Source organism: Streptococcus pseudopneumoniae (assembly GCF_001073085.1).
Taxonomy (GTDB): Bacteria; Bacillota; Bacilli; order Lactobacillales; family Streptococcaceae; genus Streptococcus; species Streptococcus pseudopneumoniae_M.
In genome coordinates this window covers 1-24,728 of the sequence record NZ_JVFV01000013.1, presented here as the reverse complement: position 1 = coordinate 24,728, position 24,728 = coordinate 1, and the positions used below count along the sequence as shown (strand labels likewise).

Annotated in this window: 35 protein-coding genes; all 35 read left to right on the top strand. The window is 40.6% G+C overall.

Annotated features, from left to right (window positions below):
• Nucleotides 1-5 precede the first annotated feature (5 nt).
• Complete coding sequence (locus ADH90_RS02495; RefSeq protein WP_049529816.1) at nucleotides 6-878, top strand: phage replisome organizer N-terminal domain-containing protein; 873 nt, start codon at nucleotides 6-8, stop codon at nucleotides 876-878.
• Nucleotides 878-1,075, top strand: a complete 198-nt coding sequence (locus ADH90_RS11730) for a hypothetical protein (protein WP_024056628.1) — start codon at nucleotides 878-880, stop codon at nucleotides 1,073-1,075. Before ADH90_RS02495 ends, ADH90_RS11730 begins: the two co-directional genes overlap by 1 nt.
• On the top strand, nucleotides 1,072-1,746 hold the full coding sequence (locus tag ADH90_RS02485) for a DNA-methyltransferase (RefSeq protein ID WP_049529815.1): 675 nt from the start codon (nucleotides 1,072-1,074) through the stop codon (nucleotides 1,744-1,746). The genes ADH90_RS11730 and ADH90_RS02485 overlap by 4 nt, the downstream gene beginning before the upstream one ends.
• A gap of 9 nt (nucleotides 1,747-1,755) precedes the next feature.
• Nucleotides 1,756-1,977 (top strand): hypothetical protein, encoded by a 222-nt coding sequence (locus tag ADH90_RS02480; RefSeq protein WP_049529814.1) that lies wholly within the window; start codon nucleotides 1,756-1,758, stop codon nucleotides 1,975-1,977.
• Between the two features lies 1 nt (nucleotide 1,978).
• Nucleotides 1,979-2,470, top strand: coding sequence for a MazG-like family protein (locus ADH90_RS02475; protein ID WP_049529813.1), 492 nt, complete (start codon nucleotides 1,979-1,981; stop codon nucleotides 2,468-2,470).
• Nucleotide 2,471: 1 nt separating this feature from the next.
• Complete coding sequence (locus tag ADH90_RS02470; RefSeq protein WP_049529812.1) at nucleotides 2,472-2,750, top strand: hypothetical protein; 279 nt, start codon at nucleotides 2,472-2,474, stop codon at nucleotides 2,748-2,750.
• 134 nt (nucleotides 2,751-2,884) lie between these two features.
• Nucleotides 2,885-3,085, top strand: a complete 201-nt coding sequence (locus ADH90_RS11725) for a hypothetical protein (RefSeq protein ID WP_342666702.1) — start codon at nucleotides 2,885-2,887, stop codon at nucleotides 3,083-3,085.
• Nucleotides 3,075-3,491, top strand: a complete 417-nt coding sequence (ssb, locus tag ADH90_RS02460) for a single-stranded DNA-binding protein (RefSeq protein ID WP_049529810.1) — start codon at nucleotides 3,075-3,077, stop codon at nucleotides 3,489-3,491. Before ADH90_RS11725 ends, ssb begins: the two co-directional genes overlap by 11 nt.
• A 13-nt stretch (nucleotides 3,492-3,504) precedes the next feature.
• Nucleotides 3,505-3,936: a helix-turn-helix domain-containing protein gene (locus tag ADH90_RS11785; protein WP_053092367.1), complete on the top strand. Its 432-nt coding sequence runs from the start codon at nucleotides 3,505-3,507 to the stop codon at nucleotides 3,934-3,936.
• The gene (locus ADH90_RS02450; protein ID WP_049529809.1) at nucleotides 3,914-4,621 is read left to right on the top strand and encodes a DUF1642 domain-containing protein; all 708 of its coding nucleotides are present in this window, start codon (nucleotides 3,914-3,916) and stop codon (nucleotides 4,619-4,621) included. Before ADH90_RS11785 ends, ADH90_RS02450 begins: the two co-directional genes overlap by 23 nt.
• Nucleotides 4,621-4,848 (top strand): hypothetical protein, encoded by a 228-nt coding sequence (locus ADH90_RS02445; protein ID WP_049529808.1) that lies wholly within the window; start codon nucleotides 4,621-4,623, stop codon nucleotides 4,846-4,848. The genes ADH90_RS02450 and ADH90_RS02445 overlap by 1 nt, the downstream gene beginning before the upstream one ends.
• The gene (locus ADH90_RS02440; RefSeq protein ID WP_049529807.1) at nucleotides 4,845-5,105 is read left to right on the top strand and encodes a DUF1372 family protein; all 261 of its coding nucleotides are present in this window, start codon (nucleotides 4,845-4,847) and stop codon (nucleotides 5,103-5,105) included. Before ADH90_RS02445 ends, ADH90_RS02440 begins: the two co-directional genes overlap by 4 nt.
• Nucleotides 5,105-5,356, top strand: coding sequence for a hypothetical protein (locus ADH90_RS02435; RefSeq protein ID WP_049529806.1), 252 nt, complete (start codon nucleotides 5,105-5,107; stop codon nucleotides 5,354-5,356). The genes ADH90_RS02440 and ADH90_RS02435 overlap by 1 nt, the downstream gene beginning before the upstream one ends.
• Entirely contained in the window at nucleotides 5,347-5,670 is a 324-nt protein-coding gene (locus tag ADH90_RS02430; RefSeq protein WP_049529805.1) for a helix-turn-helix domain-containing protein, read from the top strand. Before ADH90_RS02435 ends, ADH90_RS02430 begins: the two co-directional genes overlap by 10 nt.
• Nucleotides 5,671-5,705: 35 nt before the next feature.
• Nucleotides 5,706-6,131, top strand: coding sequence for an ArpU family phage packaging/lysis transcriptional regulator (locus ADH90_RS02425; protein WP_049529804.1), 426 nt, complete (start codon nucleotides 5,706-5,708; stop codon nucleotides 6,129-6,131).
• A 134-nt stretch (nucleotides 6,132-6,265) separates the two neighbouring features.
• Nucleotides 6,266-6,832: a site-specific integrase gene (locus ADH90_RS02420; protein WP_049529803.1), complete on the top strand. Its 567-nt coding sequence runs from the start codon at nucleotides 6,266-6,268 to the stop codon at nucleotides 6,830-6,832.
• A 234-nt stretch (nucleotides 6,833-7,066) separates the two neighbouring features.
• On the top strand, nucleotides 7,067-7,411 hold the full coding sequence (locus ADH90_RS02415; protein WP_049529802.1) for an HNH endonuclease: 345 nt from the start codon (nucleotides 7,067-7,069) through the stop codon (nucleotides 7,409-7,411).
• Between the two features lie 208 nt (nucleotides 7,412-7,619).
• On the top strand, nucleotides 7,620-8,888 hold the full coding sequence (locus ADH90_RS02410; protein ID WP_049529801.1) for a phage portal protein: 1,269 nt from the start codon (nucleotides 7,620-7,622) through the stop codon (nucleotides 8,886-8,888).
• Nucleotides 8,878-10,104, top strand: a complete 1,227-nt coding sequence (locus ADH90_RS11425; protein WP_049529800.1) for a polymorphic toxin type 50 domain-containing protein — start codon at nucleotides 8,878-8,880, stop codon at nucleotides 10,102-10,104. Before ADH90_RS02410 ends, ADH90_RS11425 begins: the two co-directional genes overlap by 11 nt.
• On the top strand, nucleotides 10,104-10,295 hold the full coding sequence (locus ADH90_RS02400) for a hypothetical protein (RefSeq protein ID WP_049529799.1): 192 nt from the start codon (nucleotides 10,104-10,106) through the stop codon (nucleotides 10,293-10,295). The genes ADH90_RS11425 and ADH90_RS02400 overlap by 1 nt, the downstream gene beginning before the upstream one ends.
• A 51-nt stretch (nucleotides 10,296-10,346) precedes the next feature.
• Complete coding sequence (locus ADH90_RS02395; protein WP_049529798.1) at nucleotides 10,347-10,577, top strand: hypothetical protein; 231 nt, start codon at nucleotides 10,347-10,349, stop codon at nucleotides 10,575-10,577.
• A 51-nt stretch (nucleotides 10,578-10,628) separates the two neighbouring features.
• Nucleotides 10,629-12,041 carry a terminase gene (locus ADH90_RS02390; protein WP_049529797.1) on the top strand — a complete coding sequence of 471 codons (1,413 nt, stop codon included), beginning with the start codon at nucleotides 10,629-10,631 and terminating at the stop codon, nucleotides 12,039-12,041.
• An 80-nt stretch (nucleotides 12,042-12,121) separates the two neighbouring features.
• On the top strand, nucleotides 12,122-12,583 hold the full coding sequence (locus ADH90_RS02385) for a capsid assembly scaffolding protein Gp46 family protein (RefSeq protein ID WP_049529796.1): 462 nt from the start codon (nucleotides 12,122-12,124) through the stop codon (nucleotides 12,581-12,583).
• Nucleotides 12,584-12,597: 14 nt separating this feature from the next.
• Nucleotides 12,598-13,494, top strand: a complete 897-nt coding sequence (locus ADH90_RS02380; protein ID WP_049529795.1) for a phage major capsid protein — start codon at nucleotides 12,598-12,600, stop codon at nucleotides 13,492-13,494.
• 3 nt (nucleotides 13,495-13,497) lie between these two features.
• Complete coding sequence (locus tag ADH90_RS02375; protein ID WP_049529794.1) at nucleotides 13,498-13,716, top strand: HeH/LEM domain-containing protein; 219 nt, start codon at nucleotides 13,498-13,500, stop codon at nucleotides 13,714-13,716.
• 20 nt (nucleotides 13,717-13,736) lie between these two features.
• Nucleotides 13,737-14,132 carry a phage Gp19/Gp15/Gp42 family protein gene (locus tag ADH90_RS02370; protein WP_049529793.1) on the top strand — a complete coding sequence of 132 codons (396 nt, stop codon included), beginning with the start codon at nucleotides 13,737-13,739 and terminating at the stop codon, nucleotides 14,130-14,132.
• Nucleotides 14,119-14,457, top strand: a complete 339-nt coding sequence (locus ADH90_RS02365; RefSeq protein WP_049529792.1) for a hypothetical protein — start codon at nucleotides 14,119-14,121, stop codon at nucleotides 14,455-14,457. Before ADH90_RS02370 ends, ADH90_RS02365 begins: the two co-directional genes overlap by 14 nt.
• The gene (locus ADH90_RS02360; protein WP_049529791.1) at nucleotides 14,450-14,686 is read left to right on the top strand and encodes a hypothetical protein; all 237 of its coding nucleotides are present in this window, start codon (nucleotides 14,450-14,452) and stop codon (nucleotides 14,684-14,686) included. Before ADH90_RS02365 ends, ADH90_RS02360 begins: the two co-directional genes overlap by 8 nt.
• A complete protein-coding gene (locus ADH90_RS02355; RefSeq protein WP_049529790.1) occupies nucleotides 14,687-15,022 on the top strand; it encodes a hypothetical protein in 336 nt (111 codons plus the stop codon).
• A gap of 15 nt (nucleotides 15,023-15,037) precedes the next feature.
• Nucleotides 15,038-15,589, top strand: coding sequence for a hypothetical protein (locus tag ADH90_RS02350; protein WP_049529789.1), 552 nt, complete (start codon nucleotides 15,038-15,040; stop codon nucleotides 15,587-15,589).
• A 2-nt stretch (nucleotides 15,590-15,591) separates the two neighbouring features.
• Nucleotides 15,592-15,903 (top strand): hypothetical protein, encoded by a 312-nt coding sequence (locus ADH90_RS02345; protein WP_065427194.1) that lies wholly within the window; start codon nucleotides 15,592-15,594, stop codon nucleotides 15,901-15,903.
• A 14-nt stretch (nucleotides 15,904-15,917) separates the two neighbouring features.
• Complete coding sequence (locus ADH90_RS02340; protein ID WP_049529788.1) at nucleotides 15,918-16,298, top strand: DUF5361 domain-containing protein; 381 nt, start codon at nucleotides 15,918-15,920, stop codon at nucleotides 16,296-16,298.
• A complete protein-coding gene (locus tag ADH90_RS02335) occupies nucleotides 16,298-19,321 on the top strand; it encodes a phage tail protein (RefSeq protein WP_049529787.1) in 3,024 nt (1,007 codons plus the stop codon). The genes ADH90_RS02340 and ADH90_RS02335 overlap by 1 nt, the downstream gene beginning before the upstream one ends.
• The gene (locus ADH90_RS02330) at nucleotides 19,321-20,016 is read left to right on the top strand and encodes an adenylosuccinate synthetase (protein WP_049529786.1); all 696 of its coding nucleotides are present in this window, start codon (nucleotides 19,321-19,323) and stop codon (nucleotides 20,014-20,016) included. Before ADH90_RS02335 ends, ADH90_RS02330 begins: the two co-directional genes overlap by 1 nt.
• A partial coding sequence (locus ADH90_RS02325) for a phage tail spike protein (RefSeq protein WP_049529785.1) occupies nucleotides 20,013-24,728 on the top strand: 4,716 nt, incomplete at its 3' end. The genes ADH90_RS02330 and ADH90_RS02325, both read left to right, overlap by 4 nt.

Below are 24,728 nucleotides of genomic sequence, written 5' to 3'. Positions count from 1 at the left end.
TATCAATGGTAGTTAAAAATAAGCGATACTACTGGATTCAACTCACTCAGGATTTTTTCAAATCAAAAGAAATGAAATTGCTTCGGAAGATCGCTGGTGGGGATACGCACACTATCATCTATCTCAAAATGATGTTGATTAGTTTGGAAGATGGAGGGTGCATCTACTACGATGGACTTGCTGATAATCTTGCTGAAGAAATCGCTCTTATGATTGATGAGAATGTTGAAGACATCAAAATTACTTTGCTTTTTTTAGAAAGCAAAGGTTTGCTGACTAGAAAAAATGACAGAGATTATTTCTTAGAGCAAGTTCCTGAGATGGTAGGTAGTGAAACCGCAAGCGCCAGAAGGGTTCGCAAGTTTCGAGAAAATCAATTGGCGTTACAATGTAACAACGATGTAACAAAGCGTAACGGAGATATAGATATAGAGAAAGATATAGATACAGATATAGAGAAAGATGTAGATGAAAATCCAGTCGCACTCATCGTTGAAGAATATCAATCTCGTATCGCTCCGTTGGATGGAACTCAATTTGAACTCTTGAAAGAGTTCATCACATTAGATGGCATGGAAGCGAAGGTTGTCCTGAAAGCAATTGGTCTTGCTGCTGATAATGGTAAAAGGAATTTTAGTTATATCAGAGCGATTTTGACCAATTGGAAGAACGATGGAGTTTTGACGATTGCAGCAGTCGAGGAACGTGAGCGAGCTTACAAGGAAAGTAAAATCAAGGGTCAGTCAGGGAATCAAAAATCAAATGTTCCTGAATGGTCACAGCCTAACTATGTCAACAATACCAGTGATGAGACTAAGAAGGAACTCGAAGAGCGTAAACGTGAACTACTTGAAAGGCTTGAAAATGGAGGTGGCTGATGTTTATCTTGAAACATGGGTCAAGAGAAGACAAACCGTTCTTGATGTCTGTAGCTATTAGTGTGACTGGAATTGATGTTTCGTATTCTGACGAACGGAAAGCTATGAGGTTCATTTCTCGTGCAGTTGCGTTGCAGGTAGGCAAGGCATTGAGAGTATCCTTTGGAAATTTCTATCCAGTGGAGGTGGAGGGATGATAAAATTCTTAAACGGTGACTGTATGGATATCATGAAACAATATCCTGATGATTACTTTGACCTAGCTATTGTCGATCCGCCATATTTTTCTGGACCGGAAAAAAGGAAATTTTACGGACGGAAAATCAGTCCAATAGGTGTCAGCAGACTCTATGGCGAAACCTCAGAGTGGCAAATTCCAAACAAAGATTATTTTGATGAACTTTTCAGAGTATCTAAAAATCAAATTATTTTTGGTGTGAACTACTTCGATTATTCTTTTGGTTCTGGTCGTATCGTTTGGGACAAAGTTAATGGTCATTCAAGTTTTTCAGATTGTGAGATAGCATACTGCAGCTTACATGATAGTACACGTCTGTTTCGCTATATGTGGAATGGTATGATGCAAGGCAAGTCAATATCTGAAGGTCATATTCAGCAAGGAAATAAGGCATTGAATGAGGTTAGAATTCATCCGACTCAAAAACCAGTCAACCTTTACCTTTGGTTATTGCGAAACTACGCAAAAGACGGAGACAAGATTCTTGATACTCATGTTGGTTCAGCAAGTAGTTTAATTGCTTGTCAGGAGTTAGGTTTTGAGTATGTAGGTTGCGAGTTAGATAGAGACATCTTTAATCTTGCTAAACAGAGACTTGATGCTTACGAGAAGCAGTTGAAGTTATTTTAGGAGGCATTGATGATTGAACTCTATTTCATTTACAACGGACACCGCAAGATACTCATTGGGAGTTTTGGCCACATACATAGCGCAATCAATGAATTAAAGAAACATCAAGCTAGTTACTCAGCTATAAGTCATCCACGTTTTCGGAAAAGCATGAGTGAAGAAAACATCAGGATTGATTACGGAGCAACTGACTGCTACTACTTGATTACGAAGAAAAGAGAGGAAAAGTAAGATGAATACAAAAATGAATTTGGAAGAAAAGGTTCAACAGTGGTTTGTTGACCGAAATTTACATGAAGCAAATCCGGTCAAGCAGTTCTTGAAGCTGATGGAAGAGTCTGGTGAATTGTTTGAGGGCATTGCAAAGGATAAATCTGAACTGATTTACGATGCGCTCGGAGACATCCAGGTAGTTTTGATTGGACTTGATCAACAGATTAAGAATGGTGCTCAGATTTCAGCCAATCAACAGGAACTTGAATTGCTGCTGATGGTTTCCAGCTTGGGCAATATAGCTCAGAAGCTATACGCTCATGTCTGTCACAATGAAACACAAATTCCTTTAATCAAAACAGATTTGATGTTTCTTGACAGCGTGATCAGTACGGTTTCATTTTGCAATGGCACTACAGCTGAAAGTTGTTTAGAAGAAGCTTATGAAGTTATCAAGGACCGCAAAGGAAAGATGATCGACGGGGTGTTTGTCAAAGAGGAGGATTTATAAAATGAAAAGACTAGGGATTGTTTTAGGTGCTGTATTTGTAATCGTTGTATCGCCATTTGTGGTTCAGTATGGTTGGAATGAGATTATCACAACAATTGTTCCAGTTGGTAAAATTACAGTTTGGCAAGCATTAGGGATGGATGCACTACTATCTTTCATCTGGCCTGTGCTATCTAGCAAAAAAGAATCTGAAGAGGATTATTCATATGCTGTAAAAAGCAGTATTTCGAAAATCATTACATGTGCATTCTTGATATGGTTAGCTAGTTTGTTCTTGTGAGGGTATTCATGAAAAATTTAAAAATCCTATGTGTTGTTTTACTCGCATCATTCCTCGTGGCATGTCACCAGATTTCGAGTGGGACAGTGGTAGATAAGTACATTGATGAACCTCACACAACGTTCATACCTGTTATGAATGGTAAAAGCTCGGTACTGGTACCAACCAGAACCAAAAGAAGATATATCCTAGTCGTTTCAGGACAAGTAGGAAATAAGCACGTTGAAGAAACATTTGAAGTGACAGCCGAGGAATACAAATACTATAAAATTGGCAATACTTTTATAAAAGATGCCGTTTTAGAAAATGAAGAAGGAGAAGAAAATGATCAATAATGTTGTTTTGGTAGGTCGCTTGACTCGTGATCCTGAGTTACGATACACACCGTCAAATGTGGCTGTTGCGACTTTCAGTTTGGCAGTGAATCGCAATTTTAAGAATCAGGCAGGTGATCGTGAAGCTGATTTTATCAGTTGCATCATGTGGCGTCAACAGGCTGAGAATTTTGCAAATTGGGCAAAAAAGGGCGCCTTGGTTGCTGTAGTTGGTCGCATCCAAACTCGTAACTATGATAATCAGCAAGGACAACGTGTCTATGTGACGGAAGTTGTAGCTGAAGGCTTTCAGCTTTTGGAAAAGCGAGATAAGACTGCGGACCATTCGAGCGTGGAAAATCAGATGCCACCAAGCTTCGGAGCCAGTGATCCGATGGATATTCCAGATGATGGATTGCCATTTTAAGGAGGCGTGAAGGATGAACAGACTGAAACAATTGAGAAAAGAAAAGGGGTTGACTCAGCAGGAATTATCTGAAGCAATAGCTGCACCAGCTCGGAGTATTCAACGTTGGGAAAATGGAGAAAGCCAAATCAAAACGAATAGAGCAGATGAGTTAGCAGATTATTTTGGAGTAAGCGTAGGATACTTGCTTGGTTATGAACCTGAAAGTGAGCAAGTTAGCAATTATCAAAAAATAAAAATTTGCTTCTCTGATGGTGAAGAACTTAGTTTTCTAGTAAGAAATTTTACAGAAAAAGAACTTACGAAGATTACTAGTCAGTTCAACAATGGAAATTTGATGAGGATTAGAAATTTGTCTGTCAACCCTAAGAGTGTCAATTATTTTTTTGTTGAAGACTTTGAAGAAAATGAGGAGGTTAATAATGAACATTCAGGAACTAATTGAACGATATGAAAAATTTAAAGCTAGCAAGAAAAAATTGGCCTCGGTTGATTTGGTTTTGAAAGACTTACGGTCTTTAGATGAACCAGAACCGTTGCCGTTCAAGTTAAAAGATATCGTTCGTCGAATCAGAGGGTTTGATCCGACGACACAGACTAGATGGCTTAATGATATCCTTAAAGAATTAGGGGACGACTGCGGTTCAATGAAATATCGCAGTGGTTACGAGCAAGGCAAACTTGAGGGAGCATGGGTTGGCCAACAATTGAAGGATGCTGATAAGATTCGACAAGAATTGAATAAACCAGTGATTCCGCAGTTTGTGGCGGAAATTATCGAGTATTACAAGGGACAGAACGCTACATTATATGATGCGCTTAGAGAAAAAAACTTCAACAAACAATACAATGAGTGGTTGATGAATGAACAGGATGCTTACAACAAAGTCGCTCGTGCTTGGCTATTCGGCTACGAGGTCGAGAAAGAGAAGAGGTATTTTGTGAAGATAAAAGGGATTTGTGGAAAGCACGAAACTTTGAACCGTGAGAAACATTCAAACAAATGGCTATTCTCAGACCGTGAAGAAAACTCACTTTATGAAACAAAACACACCCGAAAAGAGCTAGAAAAAGCTGGATTTGGCTGGGTGTTTGATTGCGAAGGTGTGGAAGTTGAGGAGGTGGAATAATGAGTAAATTTGAAATCTCCCTGTCTAAAGATGACCTTGAACATATCGCTAACGGTTATGATATCAAAATCAAAATCAACGGTAAAAGATTTTTGGAAACAAATGAAATCATTTTGAAGCCTGCATTGACAAATGATGTTATGGCTCCGATATTGAATTATAAACACAAAATAATTAATACAGAACAAACTAGTTTTGCAAACAATTTTTTAGGAGGGGCGAAGTGAAACGATTTATCGCAATCTGGATTTTATTGTCTGCTGTATTAAATATTTGGCAGAGTATCCACATAAAAAAACTAGAAGCAAAGCGTCCGATTGTCGTCTATAAAGCTGATAATCAAGGTGCAGAAATCAAAGGTAGAGTCTCACAAAAGGAGAAGATTGGCGACATGTACACTATCACAGTACAAAATTACGGAGTATTCGTAGTTACTCAAACAAACTATGAATCTCTAAAAATAGGAGATGAGGTAATATTGTAATGATAAAGTACAAGAAACCAACTTACATCATCATTCAGGAAGCAATGGCAGAGCGCATTAGATTTCTGGAAGATGAACTGTATGAAAGGGCCTATAAGGATATTGAGAAGCTAGAAGCTCAAAATGATTTCTTAAAAGGTCTTTGTAACAACCAGCTTGATATCATCATGGATTATGAATGGAAGCAGATGCAGGAGCAGGCTGAGTTCATAAAAGCTAATACTAGAAAGTGGAGAGCAAGATGCAGCTAAGATTGAAAGAACTTAGAGAGGACCTGTGTTTATCTGTAGGACAGATGGCGAAAGAGACAGGTGTTTCACAAAATACAATCCATTTGTACGAGCGAGGTGGATATCCGTCCATTAAGCAAATTGAAATGATTGCTAAAACCTATGATGTAAATCCTGCTTGGCTAGTTGGATGGATAGATGATGAAATGATGCCTGGAATCCAGGTTTTTGAAAAAGTGGTCTACAAAGAAAGTCCAACAGCAAGATTGCCAGATTATTTCAATAATAATAACGATGGTAAGATTATCAAGTGGAAGAAATCACGAAGATTTTGACGGAAGAATTACTTGAGATAGAAACGAGGTGAGCAATGCCCTTCTTTCCTGATATAAATAAAGCTAAAACAAAAGAAAATGCCAAGAAAATTTTAAAGGGATATCCTCGATGGCGTCGTGTGGCCAATGACACTGAAGGTCAGAGAGTAACGACAACCTACTCATTCATGCCTAGAAACCAGTCAAGTGGAAGAAATAGTCAAGTTGAGAAGTTAGCTATACGGAAAGTTGATGCAGAACTTGAGCTGGATGCAATTGAACAAGCAGTTAGTAACTTACACGATCCTCTATATCGTAGGATACTTTTTGAAAAGTATCTTCAGTGGGATTGCAAGAAAGATGAAGTAATTTCTCGGGATTTATCAATTTCAGAAAGTTCATACTATGATATTTTGGAGAAAGCTTTGATGGCATTTGCAGAGTTATACCGCAATGGTGAACAGGTTGAGATTTTGGAGTAAATTCGGAGTTTTTTTGGAGTAAATTCGGAGTAAGTTCGGAGTGGATATATGATTTTATGTGCTAAAATTATATTATGAAATAATTGTAAAGGCAGGCACACACTGTCTTTTTATTTGAGTTTGGAGGTGATATCGTGAAAAAAGTAGAACCTATTCGTGAACTTGATGACATTGAACGGATGAAAGACTTTTTAAAATCAAAGAGTGAGCGAAACTATGTCCTAATCATGTGCGGTCTGTATTCTGGAATGCGCATCAGCGATATCATACCTCTCCAAGTGAAACAAGTGACAGGTGATAGAATCGAGGTTACTGAAAAGAAAACTGGTAAGGTCAAGCGATTTGCTATCAACCCTGAATTAAGAAAAGCTTTAAGTCACTACATTAAAACAAATGACCTTAAAGGTTATGATTACCTATTTCCAAGTAAGAAAAAAGTTAGGACAGACGGAGTAAGAATCGTTCATATTGGAAGAGTTGCAGCTTATCAAATATTAAAGCAAGCAGCTGAACATGTTGGCCTTAAAAACATTGGGACTCACTCAATGAGAAAATCATTTGGTTATCATCATTACAGAAAAAATCAAAATGTAGCGATCTTGATGGAATTATTTAATCATTCATCTCCAGATATCACACTTGATTATATAGGTATTAAGCAGGATGAATTGGATGATTCAATGATGAATTTTAGCTATTAAATGACTATTTATTTTACATATTGAGAAAAAGTAAATCAGTTTTTAATGAAACAGATGTAAGCACTTGCTACAGTTGACTTTTAAGAATGTTAGTTTTATTTAACAGAATATAAGATATGTTAAATACAAGAGGGGGTGGGTGCACTAAAAACACCCCTGTTTTGAAAAATACCGAGGGGGTATATTTGAGAATACCAATCCCCCTCCCCTAAGAAGAAAGGACCCCCTCCCTAGATGAATACCCCCCAGGATAGACCGGACCGGAGTGGTCCTCACAGAGTCGCTTTTGAAAAGAATAAAAAGATTATTCTAAAGACCAGAAATACTTGTGGGATTTGTGGACTACCAGTGGATAAGTCATTGAAGTATCCACATCCTTTGTCACCAGTTATCGATCACATTATTCCAATCAATCGAAACGGTCATCCATCAGACATCAACAACCTACAGCTAGCGCACTGGCAATGCAACAGACAGAAGTCTGATAAGTTATATGCTGACGATAGGTCAGCCAATGCTACTGTTGTAGGCAATCGCAACCTGCCACAGTCAAGAGATTGGACAAAGTACAGAGCTTGAAGAAGCCAAAAAAGAAAAATTATATTATTTTTTAAAAATATCAAAAATAATAATGAATGCTTAGAATTTGAAAAAATAACAGATATGTGTGAAGTAAGTCCTAGCAGAGGATAGGGGGGTATCCCCCTCCCACTAGGCGCTCGAGGGCTTCACGCCGTCACTGTACATTTTTTCTCGCGCCAAATCACTACAATGGAAGGAGAACGGTTTGGAATTAAGAGGAATTGAGTATCTTAGGAGAAAGTTGACTCTCTATCAGAGCAGAGTCAATCTGAGGTACAAGCATTATGCGATGCAACACTATGAAGCGCCGACAGGAATCACAATTCCTGCACATATCAGGGTAAAGTATCAAGCTGTTCTTGGTTGGGCTGCAAAGGGAGTTGATAGTCTTGCAGATCGTTTGATTTTCAGGGCATTTGCTAATGATGATTTTAATGTTACAGAAATTTTTGATCGTAATAATCCTGATATCTTCTTTGATAGTGCTATTTTAGCTGCGCTGATTGGTTCGTGTAGTTTCGTCTACATTTCGAAGGGTGAAGATGATGAGGTGAGGTTGCAAGTCATTGAATCAAGTAATGCAACTGGTGTCATTGATCCTATAACTGGCTTGCTTGTGGAAGGTTATGCGGTGTTGGCTCGTGATGATTACAATCATCCAACACTTGAAGCCTACTTTGAGCCTAATGCTACTCACTTCGTTCCGAAAGATGGGGAGCCTTACTCGGTTACGAATGAAACTGGTATTCCTCTGCTGGTTCCTGTCATTCATCGTCCTGATGCGGTTCGTCCTTTTGGTCGGAGTCGTATAACCAGAGCTGGTATGTATTATCAGAAATACGCTAAGCGTACCTTGGAACGGGCTGATATCACTGCTGAGTTCTACTCATGGCCACAGAAATATATTCTTGGGCTTGATCCTGATGCAGAGCCTATGGAGAAATGGAAAGCTACTGTATCAAGCTTGTTGACGATTTCTTCTAGTGATAAAGGCGAGAAGCCGAGCGTTGGACAGTTTACTACCGCTAGCATGTCACCGTTTACTGAACAGCTGAGAACTGCTGCTGCTGGATTTGCTGGTGAAATGGGATTGACTTTGGATGATTTGGGCTTTGTGTCTGACAATCCATCATCTGTGGAAGCTATCAAGGCTAGCCATGAGAATTTGCGCTTGGCTGGTCGGAAGGCTCAGAGGTCTCTGGGAGCAGGTTTGCTCAATGTGGCTTATGTTGCTGCTTGCTTGAGAGATGATTTTCATTATGCGAGAAGTCAATTCGTAAGAACTACAGTCAAATGGGAGCCATTGTTTGAAGCGGATGCGAATACGATGACCATGATTGGTGATGGTGTTGTGAAATTGAATCAGGCCTTACCTGGCTACATCAATGCGGAGACAATTCGTGATCTTACTGGTATCGCTGGAGATATGTCAGCTAAACCAGTGGTAAGCGAGGGTGGTTCAAATGGAGAATGATGTTTTACCTGGTATCTTGCAAGAGGTTCAGGAGAGGTTTGAGAGAGATTTCGGTAAGAGTGAGATTGTCAGAAATGCTTTTGCTACATTAAAAGCAAAAAAAGCCACTTACAAAACTGCAAATGAGTTTGCGATTGAAATTGGAGAGATTCTTTCTAAGGCTCTAGGAGCGTCTCTGAGCGCCGATAAATTACCAGATGGTAAAATGTATTACAATATCGCTCAGCGTTTGCTGACGGACGTGCTAGGACGAAATCACGAGCTTGTTAGTGGCTATGCTAGCGATGTTCAGAAAAATTTGAATGATGAAGCAAAAATCGGTCTCAAAGTGCAAGTTCCTGAGTTGAATCAGGATCGAATCGCTGGTATTGTCAATCGCTTTTCGTCTGAGGAGAATTTTGAGGATGTCAGTTGGTTGCTCGGTGAACCTATTGTGAATTTCACTCAGTCCATTATCGATGATACAATCAGGAAGAATGCGGAGTTTCATGCTAAAACTGGATTGGTACCGACGATCAGTAGACACTCTACTAGACGTTGTTGCAAATGGTGTGATAGCTTGGTAGGAAATTATATATACGGTGAAGAGCCAAATAATTTCTACAGAAGGCATCAGCATTGCACTTGTGTAATTGACTATCATCCTAAAAATGGTAAGGTTCAAAATTCTTGGACTAAAAAAATCAGAAATGAGAGTTCTGATGAATTAGAAAATCGCAAGAGAATGAATATTGATGTGCGTGATAATAATCGCAAAGCAGATATTCAGGAATACAAGAAAATGGTTGATGTTTTAGGAGTTCAAAATGCTCCTATTTCACTAGCAAAGTTTCAGGATTTGAAGTATAATGGTGGTGAGGGATATGAACACTTAAAAGATGTAGTTTATATCCAGGAAAACTTCAAAAATGGCACTTGGTTGGATAAAATCAATCCAGAGAAACAAGCTAAGCATATTCAGTCAACATCACTTTCTGGAAAGAGCTATTTTTATGATCATGTAGATGTAAATGCTTTGTACGATAAGTACAAGATGACTGGTTTTTTAGAAACTAGTAGAAAAGGCGCTAAAACCAGCAATGAAAAGGTTGATTTATTTGAAGATAGTCCGTTAGGAATTGATGTTTATACTGGTAAGCCAGTAAATGCTATGACAATCAAATATAGCAAAACTGGCGCACACTTAATACCGACATACTACGAAAGGGGAGACTGATGGAACTTAGAAAATTTAATAACAAGGTTGTCAGAATCACCGATATTGACAACCAGACCTTCGAAGGCCTCTGTCTTTATGAGGACAAGGATGTCTATGATGAAGAATATGATGGGTTGTCCGTTAAGTCAGGAACCCGGTGGACAAAACTCTTTGAGGACGAAATCAAGGAAGTTAAAATTATAGCATAAGCACGTTGACAGTGGTCAGGGTGCTTTTATTATGCTTTGGAAGGAGTAACGATGGGAAACACAATTGATTTTTCAGAGAAAAAGTCTAGTCTTGAGCGCGGTGCTTCCGTGAAAGAAATTTTGGAAGAAAATCTTGAGGCTAGCCATGGCTACACTTCGGTGCTGGTGGTTTCTTTAGATAAAGATGGTGAGATAAATCTTGGCTATAGCTGGGAAAGTAGTTTGCAGGCATTGGGAATGCTGGATGTTGCTAAAAATTATATTTTGAACGTGATCAATTAAATTATCCCAGCGATAGGGTTATCATGCGATGACGATTGAAAGGAAATTAGAATGGCGAGGAAGAAACTTGGCAATCAGAATCCTACTCAATCGGTGATTTTAAAATATGTCAAGAAAAATTCAAGAGCTAGAGAAGCGATTGAGCTTTACGAACGGACTGGTCTTTCTTGCTATGCCTGGCAGAAAAATCTCTTACTGCCTATGATGGCTGTTGACAAGAACGGTCTTTGGGTGCATCAGAAGTTTGGCTACTCTATCCCTCGTCGTAATGGTAAATCTGAAATCCTATATATTGGTGAAATTTGGGGGCTACATGAAGGATTAAATATCCTACATACTGCCCACAGAATTTCCACATCTCATGCCTCTTTCGAGAAGGTGAAACGATATCTTGAGAAAATGGGGTATGTGGATGGTGAGGATTTTAATTCTATTCGAGCCAAAGGGCAAGAGAGAATCGAACTTTATTCAACGGGTGGTGTTGTCCAATTCCGTACCAGAACATCAAATGGTGGTCTTGGTGAAGGGTTTGACATGCTGATCATTGACGAGGCTCAGGAATATACTACTGAACAGGAATCTGCTTTGAAATACACGGTTACTGATAGTGAAAATCCTATCACAATCATGTGTGGGACACCTCCGACACCTGTATCAAGTGGAACGGTTTTTACTAAGTATCGTGAGACTTGTCTCTTTGGGAAAGGGAAGTATTCTGGCTGGGCTGAGTGGTCGGTTTCTGATGAAAAGGAAATTGACGATGTGGAAGCCTGGTATAATTCTAATCCATCCATGGGATACCACTTAAATGAGCGGAAAATTGAAGCAGAGCTTGGTGAGGATAAGTTGGACCATAATATCCAACGTTTGGGATTCTGGCCAACCTACAACCAGAAATCTGCTATTTCTGAAACTGAGTGGAACGAGCTCAAGGTGGATGATGTCCCAGAATTATCTGGCAAGTTGTCTGTTGGTATCAAGTATGGCCAAGACGGAACGAACGTGGCATTGAGTATTGCTGCACGGACCAAGGATGGCCGTTTCTTTATCGAGACAGTCGATTGTCAGTCTGTTCGTAATGGGAATGAGTGGATGGTTGCTTTCTTGCGTCAAGCCGACGTGGCTCAAATTGTCATTGATGGCGCAAGTGGTCAAAAGATCCTGGACGAAGAGTTGAAGGACTACAGAATCAAGAACGTGATTCTACCAACGGTGAAAGAAATCATCGTGGCCAATGCTCTTTGGGAGCAGGGGATTTACCAGAAGACCATCTGTCACGCTGGCCAACCATCGCTATCAAAAGTAGCTACTAACTGCGACAAGCGGAATATTGGCTCAAATGGTGGCTTTGGTTATCGATCGCACTTTGACGATATGGATATTTCTTTGATGGATAGTGCTTTGCTTGCGCACTGGGCTTGTGCTACGACCAAGCCTAAGAAAAAGCAAAAAATCAGTTATTAAAATAAGCGGTCTTGCGACTGCTTTTTTTGATGCCCAAAATTACCGAACTGCCGGGGAAGCAGGAGAAAGGAGACATGAGAATGTCAGAATTTAAACCAATCACTACACAAGAAGAATTTGATGCTGCTATTAAGGGGCGCTTATCTCGAGAGAAAGAGAAGTATGGCGACTATGACCAGCTCAAGTCTCGTGTTGCAGAATTGGAAGAAGAAAATGTTGGCTTGAAGTCAACAATCGAAGCTACTAATCAAAGCAAGGCAGATACTGACAAGCAACTTGAAGAGTTGCAGAGTCAAATCGCTGGTTATGAGACGGCTAGTCTGCGAACTCGTGTGGCTTTGCAGTACGGATTGCCTTACGACCTTGCAGACCGTTTGCAGGGAACTGATGAAGAAAGCTTCAAAGCAGATGCAGAGCGCTTGGCATCTTTCGTAAAACCTACTGAACATTTCGCACCAATGCGAAATCTAGAGCCTACTCTAGAAAAAACTGAAAATACATCTTATAAAAACCTAGTACAAGGTTTAGTTTTTGAAGATTAAAGGAGTAAAAATATATGACAGATCAACTATCAAGAGGAACATTATTTGACCCAATGCTTGTGACAGACCTTATCAACAAAGTTAAGGGTCACAGCTCACTGGCTAAATTGTCTAATCAACAAGCGATTCCTTTCAATGGGTTGAAAGAATTCACCTTCTCGTTAGATGCTGATGTAGACATCGTTGCAGAAAACGGGAAGAAAACGCATGGTGGTGCAAGTCTAGAACCTGTAACTATTGTACCTATCAAAATTGAGTATGGTGCTCGTGTATCTGATGAGTTCATTTTTGCATCAGAAGAGGCTAAAATCGATATTTTGAAGTCATTCAATGAAGGGTTTGCTAATAAAGTAGCTCGTGGTATTGATATCATGTCCTTCCATGGCGTAAATCCACGTACTAAACAAGAATCCGCTGTTATTGGGGATAACTGTTTTGACAAGGCGGTCACTCAGACAGTGAACTTTACAACAAGCGATCCAGATACTAATGTCGAAGATGCAGTTAAAATGATTCAAGGAGCTGATAATATCGTTAGCGGTATGGCTATTGATACTACATTTGCAAGTGCACTAGCTAGCATGAAGAACTCAGCTAATGAGCGCCTATACCCTGAATTAGCATGGGGAGCAAATCCGGGGGCTATTAATGGTCTACCTGTAGATGTGAATACTACAGTTGGTCTTAATGTTGGAACCAATAAGGATGTTGCTATTGTTGGTGACTTTGCTAACATGGTTAAATGGGGATATGCTAAGCAGATTCCACTCGAAGTTATTCGATATGGTGATCCAGATAATTCTGGAAAAGACTTGAAAGGTTATAACCAAGTCTATCTTCGTGCAGAAATCTATCTCGGATGGGGAATTTTGGACAAAAACAGCTTTGCTCGTGTTGTGAAAGCGGGGTAGTATATGGAGTACATTAATGTAAAAACAGGGACTACTATCGTTACTGAAAATGCAATTAGTGGAGGTGATTGGGTTCCAATTGAAGAATATAAGCCCTTGGACTCATTGACTAACGCAGCGTTGAAAGAAATCCTTGATGAAAAAGGGATTACTTATGATAATCGCGCCACAAAACCTGAATTGATTTCACTGATTGAACAAGCTGACACTGAAGCTCAGTAGCCGCTTGACTGGAGGTAGAAATGGAAAACTTTGCAACAGTAGATGATCTGAAAAAATTGTGGCGGGCGTTAAAATTCGATGAGGAAAAACGAGCCGAGGCGCTGTTGGAAGTTGTTTCTCATTCTCTTCGTGTTGAAGCTAAAAAAGTTGGCAAGGATTTAGATGGGTTGGTGGCTACTGATCCATCTTTTTCCATGGTCGTTAAGTCCGTCACAGTTGATGTGGTAGCTCGCACATTGATGACCTCAACTGACCAAGAGCCAATGACTCAGGTGGCTGAGTCCGCTTTAGGTTATTCCTTCAGTGGTTCTTATCTAGTTCCTGGCGGTGGTCTCTTTATCAAGGATTCAGAATTGAAACGTCTCGGTCTCAAAAAACAAAGATATGGGGTGATTGATATCTATGGGACGGATTAAAGGAATTACTGTAACATTGATTGGAAAAACCAAGACGGGAAAGGATGACTTTGGGCATCCCATCTATGAGAATACTGAAATTCAAGTAGATAATGTTCTGGTTGTTCCAGCTTCAACAGAAGATGTAACTAATCAGCTTAATTTGACTGGAAAGAAGGCTATTTATACGCTAGGTATCCCAAAAAGTGACCAAAACGAGTGGAAAGACCGTGAGGTTCATTTCTTTGGGCGCAAATGGCGCACGATTGGCATTCCGTTAGAAGGCATTGAAGCCATGATGCCTTTGGAATGGAATAAGAAAGTGATGGTTGAAGTGTATGAGTAATTTCAAAGTCAAGCTTATCGGTGCGGGTGTAGGAGCTCTTTTGAAATCAAAAGAGGTTCAGGATATTCTGAACAAAGAAGCAACGGTCATTAAAAAAAGATGTGGTCCTGGCTATGAACAAGATAGCCACGTTGGTAAGACAAGAGCCAATGCTATGATTTATCCAGCTACGCAAAAAGCGAAAAGGGATAATTTGAAAAATAACACATTGTTGAAGGCGGTGCATTAGATGATTGAAATTATTATCAAGAAATATCTTGACGGTCATTTAGATGTACCGTCATTTTTTGAGCATGAAGCTGAAGCTCCCGATAGCTTTGTCATTATTCAAAAAACTGGTGGTAAGGAGCGGAATCATTCTGGTAGTGCAACCTTTGCTTTTCAAAGTTATGGCCCAACTATGCAGAAAGCTGCGGAGCTTAATGTGAAAGTGAAAAGTGCTGTGAAAGGGTTGGTTGAATTAGATTCAATCTGTGGTGTCCACCTAAACAGCGATTACAACTTTACGGACACTGAGACAAAACAATATCGATATCAAGCTGTATTTGATATTAATTATTTTTAAAAAAGGAGAAAATAAATGGCAACAGAAGCAAATGTAACGACTGCAAAACCTAAAATCGGCGGTGCGGTTTTTTCCGCTCCGATCGGGACTCCATTGCCTACAGATGCAACAACAAAACTAGATGTTGCGTTTAAATCACTGGGATATATTTCAGAAGATGGTATGACTAATAGCAACTCTCCAGAATCTGAAAATATCAAAGCTTGGGGTGGTGTCGTTGTAAGTTCAGTTCAAAAGGAGAAGGTGGATACGTTCAAATATATGCTGATTGAGGCGTTGAATGTGGATGTTTTGAAGGAAGTTTATGGTTCAGATAATGTATCTGGGGATTTGTCAACAGGGATTAAGATTAAGGCAAATTCAAAAGAATTGCCACATCATTGCCTTGTAATTGAAACGGTTCTAAAAGGTGGTGTACTTAAACGTATTGTTATCCCTTCAGGAAAAGTAACTGCCATCGATGAAATCACTTATAACGATGGAAGTGTTCTCGGATATGGTACGACAGTCACTGCCTTCCCTAACGCTGCTGACGACACACACTATGAATACATCAAAGGAGCTTAATCATGTCAAGACGAAATCATAAGAAAAAAAATAACGGAGCAACCCCACAGATTAAAACAATTCGTGGTGTTACTTCGACTGGATTTGCTTTTGAAATTACAAAAGAGCGCTTGGAAAACTATGAGTTACTTGAAGCCATCGTTGAAGTAGATACAAATCCGGCAGTTTTACCAAAAGTGGTCAAACTCATGCTTGGTAACAAATCGGAAGATTTGAAAAATCATGTACGAACTGCGGATGGAATTGTTCCTTTGGACAAGATTGGGAATGAAATTCGGGAAATCTTTACAAGTAAGAACCAGTTAAAAAAATAGCACTCCTTGCTAGAATGATTCAAACAGACGAAGATGCTCTTATCTGTGATTTAGCTGAAACCTATGGAATTTTTGACTACAGACAGTTACCTGCTGACCAGGTAGCTGTCTTTGCTTTTGGTCTGAGAGATGATTCACGGATCAAACTAGCAATGACAAATAGCAAGGTTCCTTTTGAAACTTTTTTGCTTGCGGGCGTGCTAGATAGACTTTCTGCTCTTGTTTGGTTTAAAACAACAGACGGTCAGAAAGGAATCAACAAACCATTAATGGTTGCAGAGGAGCTGACAGGTAAAACTAAAGCTAAAGAAAGTAAGGAGATGATCTTCGATTCTGGTGAGGACTTTGAAGAATATCGTCAGCAAATTCTAGAAAAGATAGGAGGTGAGGATTAGTGGCGACAGAAATAGCACAAGCTTATGTACAATTGATACCATCAGCCAGAGGTATTACTGGTAAAATCCAATCACTTCTCAATCCTGAAGCTAGCGCAGCAGGACAAAGTGCTGGGCAGTCATTAGGTTCTAGTCTTGTTAGCGTTATGACAAAGGTTATTGCAGCAGCAGGGATTGGCAAGGCCTTTTCAGCTGCTATCAGTGAAGGTGCAGCGCTTCAGCAATCGCTTGGAGGTATTGAAACTCTTTTCAAAGGTTCTGCTGACAAGGTCAAGGGATATGCTAATGAAGCCTATAAGACAACAGGCTTGTCAGCTAATGCCTATATGGAAAACGTGACAGGCTTCTCAGCTAGTCTCTTACAGTCTTTGGGCGGTGACACGAACAAGGCTGCTGAAACAGCCAACATGGCCATGATTGATATGTCAGACAATGCGAATAAGATGGGGACATCTATGGAGAGCATTCAGATGGCATATCAAGGGTTCGCTAAGCAGAACTACACCATGTTGGACAACCTGAAGCTTGGTTATGGTGGTACAAAGCAAGAAATGGAGCGTCTTTTGAATGACGCCCAGAAGTTGACTGGTGTCAAGTATGACATTAACAACCTTTCAGATGTTTATAATGCTATCCATGCTATTCAAGAGAATCTCGACATCACTGGTACAACTGCCAAAGAGGCGGCATCCACTTTCAGTGGGTCTTTTGAATCCATGAAAGCAGCTGCTCAGAATGTACTTGGAAAGTTAGCGCTAGGAGAGAATATCCTACCTTCTCTACATGCTTTGCTTAAAACAACATCTACCTTTCTCTTTGATAATTTTTTACCAATGGTTGGAAATATTTTTTCTGGCCTTGGCTTAGTTTTGACTGAAGGGATTAGCCAGATTGCTTCTCAGCTTTTTGGGGATGCTTTTGGAAGTGCAGTCTTTGATCAACTATCTCGTGTAACAGGAATCTTTGAGACCTTTTTTGATATGATCTTTGGATCATTAAGCAAGCAAGATAACATTGATATTCTGAATACAATTGGTTTTAGTGAGGAAGCTGCAACTCAAATTGTCAATATTGCAGACAATATCCGAGTTACTTTTGAGAATATTGGGGTCGTTGCTGGCAATGTTGCAAGCATTGTTGTTGATTTTGTCGGAGATCTGTTAGGGATCAAAGACGGAGAGCAGGGAGTGAACCTGTTAGGTTTTGCATTTGAAGGGATCTCAGGCTTTATCAGAGAAGCCTCTGAAAGTCTTAGCAAATTTACATCTTGGTTGAAAGATTCGCCTCTTGCGTTAGATGCTTTAAAATTGGCTGTTGTTAGCATTACGAGTGCATGGGCGGGCTATAAAGCTGTTTTAACGCTAACAAAAGGAATTGAAACAATCAGGAATGCAACTCTGGCTATTACGAATGGTCTTATGCTGGCTCAGTTCGTAAGAACCGGTGCACTCACTACCGCAGAAGCGGCGAATGCGGCTGCTACTATGGGAGCGAGTGGAGCGTTCGGTATTTTTAATGCTGTGTTGTCTGCCAATCCAATTGGGTTAATTGTAGCGGCAGTGGCAGCATTGACAGCTGGTCTTGTATGGTTCTTTACGCAAACAGAAACTGGTCAGCAAATTTGGTCATCTTTTGTGGATTGGATCAAGCAGGCTTGGCAGGGGATTGCTGATTTCTTTGTCTCTCTTTGGTCTGGTATCTCTGAGGGTGCTAGCACATTGTGGGATGGAGTTGTTACAACATGGAATGCTTATGTTGAGTCTTTAAAGGCGCTGTGGAGTGCTGTTGTAACATTCTTTTCTGATTTATGGGTAAGTATTCAAGAAGCTGCATCTGTGGCATGGACAGCTATCACAACAGCAGTGATGGCTATTGTTCAACCGTTCATTGATGGATTCATGAATATTTGGAACAATATTTCAGATGGTCTTACTCAAATTTGGGAAGGGATTAAGATGATTTTCCAAGGCGCTTGGGAATTCATCAAGTCTATTTTCTTGGGTGCTATTCTCATCATCATCGACCTTGTGACAGGGAATTTCAACCAGCTGGGAGCTGATCTTTCTCTAATTTGGGAAGGAATTCAAAATGGCGTCTCCATGATTTGGGAGGGGATTAAAACATATTTCTCTGGAGTTGTAGATGCTATTGTTGGTTATGGTATTGCTGTTTTTGAAAACTTTTCTGCTGTTCTTAGTTCGATTTGGGAGTTTATCAAGTCGGCTGCTTCAGCGACTTGGGAATGGATAAAATCTACTGTAACAAGTCTAATCACAGGTTTGGTGCAGGGAGCTCAAAGTATCTGGGACGGCTTCATGAACTTTCTCTCTAGCTTGTGGGAAGGCATCAAGTCAACGGCAAGTAATGCTTGGAGTTCTCTGGCATCTAGCGTTCTAAGTATTATCAATGGTCTTGTATCCGGGGCGCAAAATGCCTGGAACAGCATGTCTAATGCGGTATCTAATCTAATAAGTAATGTAACTGGATTTTTCAATCAATTGTGGAATATTGATTTGTATGGTGCAGGCCAAGCAATCTTGCAAGGTTTCTTGAATGGTTTGCAGTCTATGTGGTCCTCTGTTACAAATTTTGTTGGTGGTATTGCTAGTTGGATTCGTGACCACAAAGGTCCTATCGAATATGACCGGAAATTGTTGATCCCTGCAGGTACTGCAATCATGCAAAGTTTAGACCAAGGATTAAAAGAACGTTTTAAGGGTGTGAAGCAAACTGTTGGAGGTATGGCTGATGAAATTTCAGATGTATTTTCAGGAGACGGTCTTGATCTGAATTCCTCTGCGTCCGTGACTAAAAGTCTTGAGGCACAGTTGGCTATGCCGTCAGCTCAATTTGAAGCACATGAAAATAAAACCGTGTCTGAGATAGCGATTCTGAGAGCAAGTATGGAGAAGATCCTTACTGCTATCCTTGAGAAATCGTCAGATGTCTATCTAGACAATGACATTATCTCACTCAAAACCTACGAACAACACGGTGCTATTTATGCGAGGGGAGGAATTTAATGGATTATATGATCATCAACGGTTTTAATACATCAAGCCTTCCTGGATGTGTTGTGACAGATTTTGGGAAGGTGGAGGCTGCTAAGCCGAAGGGAGAGAAGACTGACCTTTATGGAGTCAATGGCAGTTATCGTGTGTTAGACGGTTCTTTCGACAGTTACGAAAGGACCTTCATTCTTCACGTTAAAAAAATGGTTGAGATTTCAAGTATTCTTGATAAATTTCAATCGAATGATAATGTTTTGGAGTTTAGCTATCAGCTTGGCTCTTTGTTCTATGCTAACTTTGTGACTGCTAGTTTTGAACCTTTTGGGAATCACGCTTGGAAGTTAGAGATTAAACTTGACATGCAACCCTTCCGTTATCAAAAAACTGTAGATCCTGTTGTTCTTACTGCATCTGGTACAATCAATAATCTTGGGACGATTTATTCGGAACCAATTATCGAGGTTGAGGGGGATGGCGACATCTCCCTTACAATTGGTCGGAAGACCATGTATCTTGCAATTAAGACCAAGGCTACGATTGATTGCAGGCAGGGCAAACAAAACATCTACAATGCAACTGGTGCAGTTCAGAACACGCTTCGGAAACGTGGAGGTTTCTTAGAAATTCCGACTGGTAAGGTTGGTATTTCATTCACTGGAACCGTCCGTAAGATTACTATTCGACCGAATTGGAGGTATAAGATTTGATTTATTTAACAAATGGGAATATGCCTCTGAATGCTGCTTATGCTGATGAAATCGTTCAAGAGGACAACAGCACCTATCAATTGAGCTTCCGATTTCCGACATCTGATTCCTTATGGGAGAAGCTGAAAGAGGAGACTTTTCTAACTGCTGATGACCTACACGGTGAGCAGGATTTCGTCATCTTTGAGGTCGAGAAGAAGCATGGCTATATTCAAGTCTATGCCAACCAAGTATTCACCCTCTTGAATAACTATGTGGTCAATCCTATCTCATTGGACAGGCAGACTGGTTCGACTGCCTTGAGTCGCTTCGCTGGAAGTATCACTCGTGACAATCCGTTCTCGTTCTTCTCTGATATTGAAGATAGACACACCTTTAATATTGGCTCCAAGAATGCTATGGAGGCATTCGCGAAAGATAAGCACTCGATCATCGGCCAATGGGGTGGCGACCTTGTTCGTCATGGTTACCAGGTTAGACTTTTGAAAAAAGGCGGTTCAGAGAATGAATCGCTTTTTATGTACAAGAAAAATCTGTCTAGCTATCAGCACAAGACGTCTACTAAGTCTTTGAAGACTCGAATTACTTTCATCGCGACAGTCAAAGGTGAAGGAGAGAAAGCGCCTGATCGAACCTTCACGGTTACTATTGATAGTCCACTCATTAACAAGTACAGTCAAATCTACGAAGATGTGATTGAGGTTAATGACCAGGATGTGAAGGATGAAGCGAGTCTTCGCAAGTATGGTGAGCAGTATTATCGAACATCGCTTTGTGACATGATGGAAGATAGCCTTGAGATTGAGGTTGTCGGACAGAGTGACGTTCCTGTTCAGATGTTCGATGTAGTGAGCATCTTCCATGAGCGTTACAATCTTGATGTTCGCAAGAAGATTACTAAATACACTTACTCACCGATGGCCAAAAAGTTAAAATCTATCGGTTTCGGTCAGTTTCAGTCTGGCCTTGCGAATGCAATTGGTAACGCAGTGAGTGATGCTGTCAAGGGCGAAGCTCAACAACTTCAAGGCAATTTTGAACGACAGTTAGCAAGAGAAATCAAGAATGCTGACCTTGCTTTTGACAGACAGAAAGAAGAGTTGGTCAACCAATTCACAGATGGTCTCAACGCTACCAGAGCAAGAGCTGAAGAAGTCAAGCAAGAACTGTCTGACACTATTGACCAGCGATTCAGTAGTTTCAACAATGGCCCTCTACAAGAAATCAAGCGCAGGGCTGAAGAAGCCTTGCGAAACGCTGGGGCAAGTAGCTTACTCGCTCAGGAAGCCAAGCGCATTGGTCTGGATTCGATCGCTAAACTTGAAGCGTTTAAGACACAGGCTACGAGCGCTCAGACGAATTTGTCAGGCGCTATAGATGCCTTGAAACAGACTATCGCGAACGATATTCGACCGAAACAGGCGCAGGCTGAAGCTGAGATTGCCAAGCAAATTGAAGCACTATTCCAGACAAAAAAAGAATTGTCTGGTGTGAAATCAGCACAAGTGACCTATGAAGAGACAACGACTCGCAGATTATCAGAGCTGACCAACTTGGCCAATGGTAAGGCAAGCAAGTCAGAACTCACACAGACAGCCGAGGAGCTAGCTAGTAAGCTGGCTAGTGTGCAGGCATCTGGCCGAAATCTATTCTTGAATTCGCTTTTCAAGCAGGACATTTCAAAAACAGGCATTTGGACGACGAGTACTTACGAGGCTACTATTGATAGCACTGATAAGTATTTAGGTCATAATGCCTTAAAAATTGTTGGTCAGAATCCATCTGGCCGAGATGGCGGTAATCCTAAGATTACTTATCCAGCATTGGGACAGTATGGGAAGAATGTTCCTGGGAGCATGACTAATCAAGATGTGACAATTAGTTTTTATGCCAAGGCAAGTAAAAATGGAATAATGCTAAAATCTCGATTAGGGAATATCAATTATAAAACTGGAAATGTGGCATTGTCGACAGAAATTAAACGATATGTTGTCCATATTCCAAAAGGTTGGACGAACGAGTCTAAATTCACAACAAATGAATGGTTGTTCAATTTCAACCAAGAAGGAACCGTTTGGATTTGGATGCCGAAATTTGAAATAAGCGATGTAGATACTTCTTATTCAGAAGCTCCTGAAGATATAGAAGGTCAGATTTCGACAGTTGAATCCAACTTCAGACAGCGCGCTGATGCACTCGATGCTGGGGTGAGAAGTCTGACTGAAGGTCTCAGAACTAAAGCGGATATCAGCTCACTAAATGTGACTGCTGAGAATATCCGGCAATCTGTGAAGAGTTTGGAAACAAGCACGCAGAACAAGCTGGATCAGAAATTGAGCATGACTGAATTTGAGGTGCGGGCTGGCTCGATTCATCAGGAAATCCTGAACGCAACTAAGGATAAGGCAGATAAGACTCTGGTCATGACTGAAGCGGGGAAATTGCGAGAAGAATTTTCAAACTTACGGGTTGGTGGAACTAACTTGTTGAAAGGCTCAAAAGGACCTTTTCTTCCAGATCGGAAGCCAGCTAATTTTGATAACGCTATTCTGTATGCAGGAAATACGTCTATTTACATGGAGCAAGGACAGGAATACATTATTTCTGCTAAAACAGACGGGACCTTTACAGCTCATCACGACGGGAATAAGGAATCCGATAACGTAGTTCTTTGGATTATGGACAAGGATGTCAGAAATTATCAAATTGTATCGGACCTCAAGACAGGTACCACAGGAACGAAAATCACTTGGAATAAGCCGACAGGGATTTATCATCTACGAGTTAACACTTATCACAAAGAAGCAACCAAGAGCGTCTGGGATGTGAAGATTGAGAAAGGCAATGTAGCGACAGACTGGAGTCCTGCGCCTGAAGATACTGATGGACTTATCACTGAAGCTAAAGCTATCTTTGAGCGAACGGCTCAGGGATTGCGAACTGACTTGTCAGCTATTCAAGAATATGTCAACAAAGACGGTCAGCGACAAGAAGCATTGCAGCGTTATACTCGCGAGGAGAGTGCGAAACAAGCGACGGCTGTACGTGAGCTGGTAACAAGGGACTATGTAGGCAAAGCGACTTATCAGGAAGATGTGAAGGGCATCAATCAGAGGATTGAAGCTGTTAAAACTAGTGCGAACAAAGAAATATCTAGCCAAATCGCTAGCTATCGTCAATCTGTTGATGGTAAATTCACGGATATTTCAAGTCAGATAACTACTTATAAGCAAGATTTGGGCGATCAAATCAGCGGTCTATCAAATAGAATTACAAGCAATGAGCAAGAAACTACTACTCAGATTTCAAATTTAACTACTCAAATCTCTGACAACAAAGCAAATGCTGATAGCCAATTTGTGAATGTAACCAATCAACTAGCACAAAAAGTAGAGATTACTGACTTCCAGAAAGTCAAAGAGACAAGCCAACTCTACGAGCGTATTCTGGGAAATACAGATAATGGAATTGCCGATAATGTTGCTCGCATGGCTATGACCAATCAGCTGTTTCAGATTGAGGTATCTAAGAATGAAGGTCTAAAAACAGTTCAAAGACAGATCGCTGGCTCGTGGGCCGTTCAGAACATCAACAGCGAAGGTGATTTGATTTCTGGAATCAATCTTGGCGCTAATGGGTATAACCGATTTGACGGTAAACTGACTCATATCACTGGCGAGACCCTGATTGATAATGCTGTTATCAAGTCGGCTATGGTTGACAAGCTGAAAACAGCCAATTTTGAAGCAGGATCAGTGACCACTGTTATCTTAGATGCTGAAGCGGTCACAGCTGAGAAGCTGAAAGTTGACCAGGCCTTCTTTAACAAACTTGTCGCAAACGAAGCTTACTTGAGTCAACTATTTGCCAAGCAAGCATTTATCAACCGAGTTCAGAGTGTTGCAATCGATGCAAGTCAGGTTCGGTCAGGTATTTTAAGCGGTGACCGAATCTATGGTGGAACGATTCGAGGGGCCAACATCTATGGAGGAACCCTAATTGGTCACACTCAAATTCAGTTAGGGACATACGGTTCTTTTGATACGGTGAACGGAGGTATTCAAATTAATGTGCCTCGTACTGTTAATGCCAAAGATGGCTTGGGAGTTCAATTTATCGGCTCTTACGGTCGTGGAGAAAATGTCCCTTACGGTCTTTTTATCTACAAAGATGCAGATTTTACAGTAGGTGGGACTGCAGAAACAAGTGATGATTTTCTTTTAACGGTTGAAGGCTACATCAATGCGAAGGGGATTGGCTGGTTAAAGACAGGGAAAGGCAGTGTCAATGGTAAAACAACAGGTACTATTGGACTCTGGAACTCAGACAATGTATCTTTGAGCTTTGGTGGATCAGGGAATGATATCTACTATAGTTACAATGGCACAGCATACAGCCTATGGTCAGTAGTCAATCAGCATTTCTCAGACAGACGTCTGAAGGACAATATTGTTGCTTGCGAGCACAAGGCTCTTGATTATATCCAGCAATTCCGATTCAAGGAATACGATTGGAGAAAGCAAGAGGATAGACCACAACAAGCACACACGAAGATTGGATTGATCGCTCAAGAGGTTCAAGCAGTGGATCCTACACTTGTTTACGAAAACGGCGACACGCTGAACTTGGATAATCTCAGATTGACCAATATCGCACTTAAAGCAATTCAGGAGCTTGCTCTTGAAAATCAAAAACTTACACACAGATTGGAG

Bases quoted from the DNA above. Each gene is read 5' to 3' on its own strand.
- ADH90_RS02495 (WP_049529816.1), top strand. From the start codon at position 6: ATGGTAGTTAAAAATAAGCGATACTACTGGATTCAACTCACTCAGGAT.
- ADH90_RS11730 (WP_024056628.1), top strand. From the start codon at position 878: ATGTTTATCTTGAAACATGGGTCAAGAGAAGACAAACCGTTCTTGATG.
- ADH90_RS02485 (WP_049529815.1), top strand. From the start codon at position 1,072: ATGATAAAATTCTTAAACGGTGACTGTATGGATATCATGAAACAATAT.
- ADH90_RS02480 (WP_049529814.1), top strand. From the start codon at position 1,756: ATGATTGAACTCTATTTCATTTACAACGGACACCGCAAGATACTCATT.
- ADH90_RS02475 (WP_049529813.1), top strand. From the start codon at position 1,979: ATGAATACAAAAATGAATTTGGAAGAAAAGGTTCAACAGTGGTTTGTT.
- ADH90_RS02470 (WP_049529812.1), top strand. From the start codon at position 2,472: ATGAAAAGACTAGGGATTGTTTTAGGTGCTGTATTTGTAATCGTTGTA.
- ADH90_RS11725 (WP_342666702.1), top strand. From the start codon at position 2,885: ATGAATGGTAAAAGCTCGGTACTGGTACCAACCAGAACCAAAAGAAGA.
- ssb (WP_049529810.1), top strand. From the start codon at position 3,075: ATGATCAATAATGTTGTTTTGGTAGGTCGCTTGACTCGTGATCCTGAG.
- ADH90_RS11785 (WP_053092367.1), top strand. From the start codon at position 3,505: ATGAACAGACTGAAACAATTGAGAAAAGAAAAGGGGTTGACTCAGCAG.
- ADH90_RS02450 (WP_049529809.1), top strand. From the start codon at position 3,914: ATGAACATTCAGGAACTAATTGAACGATATGAAAAATTTAAAGCTAGC.
- ADH90_RS02445 (WP_049529808.1), top strand. From the start codon at position 4,621: ATGAGTAAATTTGAAATCTCCCTGTCTAAAGATGACCTTGAACATATC.
- ADH90_RS02435 (WP_049529806.1), top strand. From the start codon at position 5,105: ATGATAAAGTACAAGAAACCAACTTACATCATCATTCAGGAAGCAATG.
- ADH90_RS02430 (WP_049529805.1), top strand. From the start codon at position 5,347: ATGCAGCTAAGATTGAAAGAACTTAGAGAGGACCTGTGTTTATCTGTA.
- ADH90_RS02425 (WP_049529804.1), top strand. From the start codon at position 5,706: ATGCCCTTCTTTCCTGATATAAATAAAGCTAAAACAAAAGAAAATGCC.
- ADH90_RS02415 (WP_049529802.1), top strand. From the start codon at position 7,067: ATGAATACCCCCCAGGATAGACCGGACCGGAGTGGTCCTCACAGAGTC.
- ADH90_RS11425 (WP_049529800.1), top strand. From the start codon at position 8,878: ATGGAGAATGATGTTTTACCTGGTATCTTGCAAGAGGTTCAGGAGAGG.
- ADH90_RS02400 (WP_049529799.1), top strand. From the start codon at position 10,104: ATGGAACTTAGAAAATTTAATAACAAGGTTGTCAGAATCACCGATATT.
- ADH90_RS02395 (WP_049529798.1), top strand. From the start codon at position 10,347: ATGGGAAACACAATTGATTTTTCAGAGAAAAAGTCTAGTCTTGAGCGC.
- ADH90_RS02390 (WP_049529797.1), top strand. From the start codon at position 10,629: ATGGCGAGGAAGAAACTTGGCAATCAGAATCCTACTCAATCGGTGATT.
- ADH90_RS02385 (WP_049529796.1), top strand. From the start codon at position 12,122: ATGTCAGAATTTAAACCAATCACTACACAAGAAGAATTTGATGCTGCT.
- ADH90_RS02380 (WP_049529795.1), top strand. From the start codon at position 12,598: ATGACAGATCAACTATCAAGAGGAACATTATTTGACCCAATGCTTGTG.
- ADH90_RS02375 (WP_049529794.1), top strand. From the start codon at position 13,498: ATGGAGTACATTAATGTAAAAACAGGGACTACTATCGTTACTGAAAAT.
- ADH90_RS02370 (WP_049529793.1), top strand. From the start codon at position 13,737: ATGGAAAACTTTGCAACAGTAGATGATCTGAAAAAATTGTGGCGGGCG.
- ADH90_RS02365 (WP_049529792.1), top strand. From the start codon at position 14,119: ATGGGACGGATTAAAGGAATTACTGTAACATTGATTGGAAAAACCAAG.
- ADH90_RS02360 (WP_049529791.1), top strand. From the start codon at position 14,450: ATGAGTAATTTCAAAGTCAAGCTTATCGGTGCGGGTGTAGGAGCTCTT.
- ADH90_RS02355 (WP_049529790.1), top strand. From the start codon at position 14,687: ATGATTGAAATTATTATCAAGAAATATCTTGACGGTCATTTAGATGTA.
- ADH90_RS02350 (WP_049529789.1), top strand. From the start codon at position 15,038: ATGGCAACAGAAGCAAATGTAACGACTGCAAAACCTAAAATCGGCGGT.
- ADH90_RS02345 (WP_065427194.1), top strand. From the start codon at position 15,592: ATGTCAAGACGAAATCATAAGAAAAAAAATAACGGAGCAACCCCACAG.
- ADH90_RS02340 (WP_049529788.1), top strand. From the start codon at position 15,918: ATGATTCAAACAGACGAAGATGCTCTTATCTGTGATTTAGCTGAAACC.
- ADH90_RS02330 (WP_049529786.1), top strand. From the start codon at position 19,321: ATGGATTATATGATCATCAACGGTTTTAATACATCAAGCCTTCCTGGA.